Genomic DNA, 2,590 nt, shown 5'->3' with positions numbered 1-2,590 from the left:
CCGCCATCCCCAGCGCCGGTTCGATCTGTTCCGGTACTCGGGCCGGGCGGCCGAGGATGTCGGCTCGGAGCTGGTTCCAGTACGCGCTGCGGGCCGCGCCGCCCGTGAAGGTGAGGGGGCCGTCTATCGGCGCGCCGAGGTAGTGCAGGTAGTCCAGGCACAGGCGCTCCGTGAATGCCACGCCCTGCAGTACCGCCGCCCAGCCGTCCGCTTCCGTGGCCGGCGTGCCCAGCGTGAACGCCGTGGCCTCCGGGGCGAGGAAGGGGAAGCGTTCGCCGCCGGACGAGGCCAGGGGGTACGTCAGGGCGCCCGACGGTTCGTAGGCCGCCGCCCGGCCGTCCATCCTCGTCGGGTCCGAAGTCGGCGGCAGCGCGCCCGCGCCCACACTCGACGCCCCACCCGGTAGCCAACTGCCGTCCGGTGCACGGTGGTTGTAGACCACCCCGGCGTCGTCCCGGACGGGGCTCGCGGATGCTCCCTTGAGGACCAGGGTGGTGCCCAGCACCGAGTTCCAGGCGCCGGAACGCAGCGCGCCGGACGCGATCTGGGCCGCGCAGCCGTCCGTCATTCCCGCGACGACCGGGGTGCCGGCGGGGATGCCGGTCGCCTCGGCGGCGGCTCGGCAGACCTCGCCCAGCCGGGTGCCGGGGCGGACCACCTCCGGCAACACCTCGCCCAAGTGGGCCAGTTGGGGCGGCCAGGCCTCGCGCTCCGCGTCGTAGCCCGTCTTGAGGGCGTGGCTGGAGTCGGTCGGGATCGCCTCTCCCGTCAACTGCGCGGTGATCACGTCGGGTTGGTGCGTCACCCGGGCAACCTGCCCCCTCCCCTCCTTCCACCCGTACGCGTCCAGCAGCCACAACGCCTTCGGCAGCGCCCAGCTCGTCTGCATCCCGACCCGCGCCGCCTCCACCACCGCGCGCCCGTCGTCGTACATCAACCCCCGTGTGAGCGGGCGCCCTTGGGCGTCCGTCAGCAGGACGGTCCCCGAGGTGCCGCACACCGCGAGGCCGCCGATCACCCCTCGCCCCCTCAGCGAGGACAGCGCAGCCCTGGACGCCGTGCACACCGCCTCCCACCACTCCCCCGGGTCCTGTTCGTGCCGTACACCGTCCCGGTGGTTCGTCAGCGGGGCGGTGCCCGCGCCGAGGACCGTGCCGTCGGCCGTGACCAGCAGTGCGCGGACGCTCTGCGTGCCCAGGTCGATCCCCAGCCATGCTTCGGCTTCACCCTCGAACATCATCCGGACCTCCCACAGGGGTTACGCATTCGGCATTCCCCGTTCATCGTGGCGGAGAGGGAGGGAGCCCCACGATGACCGAGACCCTGCGTGTCGTCGCCGCCGGTGACCATTTCGTACTGCCTTCATTGATCACAGCCGCCATCTCCGAGGAACTGCGTGAACACCCCTTCACAGTGCGAGAGTTGACGCTCGGCTGGCCCTTGGAACCCTTCGGGGCCGTCGCCGAGGTGGAGGAGGCCAGCGACGCCGAAGACGAGTTGATCGACGCCCTACGGGACAGCGGAGCGCATGCGCTGGTCACCCAGATGGGGCCCGTCACCGAACGCGTACTGGAGGCCTGCCCGGACCTACGGCTGATCGTCGTCTGCCGGGGCGGTCCCGTCAACGTCAACCTGGACGCGGCGAAGACCCACGACGTACGGGTGTGCTTCGCGCCCGGCCGCAACGCCGCCGCGACCGCCGAGTTCACCGTCGGAATGATGCTGGCCACGCTCCGCCGCATCCCGCAGGCCCATGAACTCCTTGCGGGGCAGGGGAGTTGGGAGGCAGGGGCCGCCTACTACACCTACGAGCACAGCGGGTTGGAGCTGGAGGATCTGCCGGTCGGGCTCGTCGGGTACGGGGCCGTCGGCAGCCGGGTGGCGCGGGTGCTCTGCGCCTTCGGGGCACGTGTGATGGTGTACGACCCGTATGTGCACGGCGAGATCCACGGACTCCGGGTCGGCGGGCTGGACGAACTCCTCCGCCGGTCCCAAGTCATCACGCTGCACGCCCGGTTGACCCCCGAGACGCGTGGTCTGATCGGCGCCCGCGAGCTGGCGCTGCTGCGGCCCGGCGCGGTGGTGGTGAACGTGGCGCGGGGTCCGTTGCTGGACGAGGAGGCGTTGTGCGACGCGTTGGAGAGCGGGCAGGTGTCGGCGGCGGCCCTGGACACCTACGCGCGCGAGCCGTTGCCCGCCGGGGCACGGCTGTTCGGCTTCGCCGACCGAGTCGTCCTCACCCCCCATCTCGGCGGTGCCTCCCGGGCCGTGGCCGAGAAGGCGGCACGAATAGCGGCGGCGGAAGTAGGCCGCTGGGCCCGAGGTGAGCGCTTGTCCCACCAACTCGGGTGAGAGCCCACCAAGTTCCACTGTCCCCACGTGGACGGCCGAGAGGGAGCCGTAGGGGCGCGCCGGTGTCGAGAGACCCAGCGCGCGGAGGCCCGAAGGGTCGAGCACGGTGGGTCTCTCGACACCGGCTCCCAGCGCCCCGAAGGCGACCGAACCAAAAGGAGGTGCGCGCGTGGGTGCGTTGACAACACAGGCCCACCTACGCCACACCACCCAACACCGACCCACCTCCACCCCGCCC

2 protein-coding genes are annotated in these 2,590 nt (G+C 71.7%); one reads left to right on the top strand and one right to left on the bottom strand.

What is annotated here, in order from left to right; genetic code table 11:
- A partial coding sequence (locus tag AC31A1_RS49865; RefSeq protein WP_489659671.1) for an FGGY-family carbohydrate kinase occupies nucleotides 1-1,240 on the bottom strand: 1,240 nt, incomplete at its 3' end.
- 71 nt (nucleotides 1,241-1,311) lie between these two features.
- Here AC31A1_RS49865 and AC31A1_RS49860 point away from each other — a divergent pair.
- A complete protein-coding gene (locus AC31A1_RS49860) occupies nucleotides 1,312-2,352 on the top strand; it encodes a 2-hydroxyacid dehydrogenase (protein ID WP_489659670.1) in 1,041 nt (346 codons plus the stop codon).
- Nucleotides 2,353-2,590 lie beyond the last annotated feature (238 nt).

The organism is Streptomyces sp. P5F9, assembly GCF_057961495.1.
The sequence above is the reverse complement of the archived record's forward strand: the minus strand, read 5'-3'. Positions and strand labels throughout refer to the sequence as shown.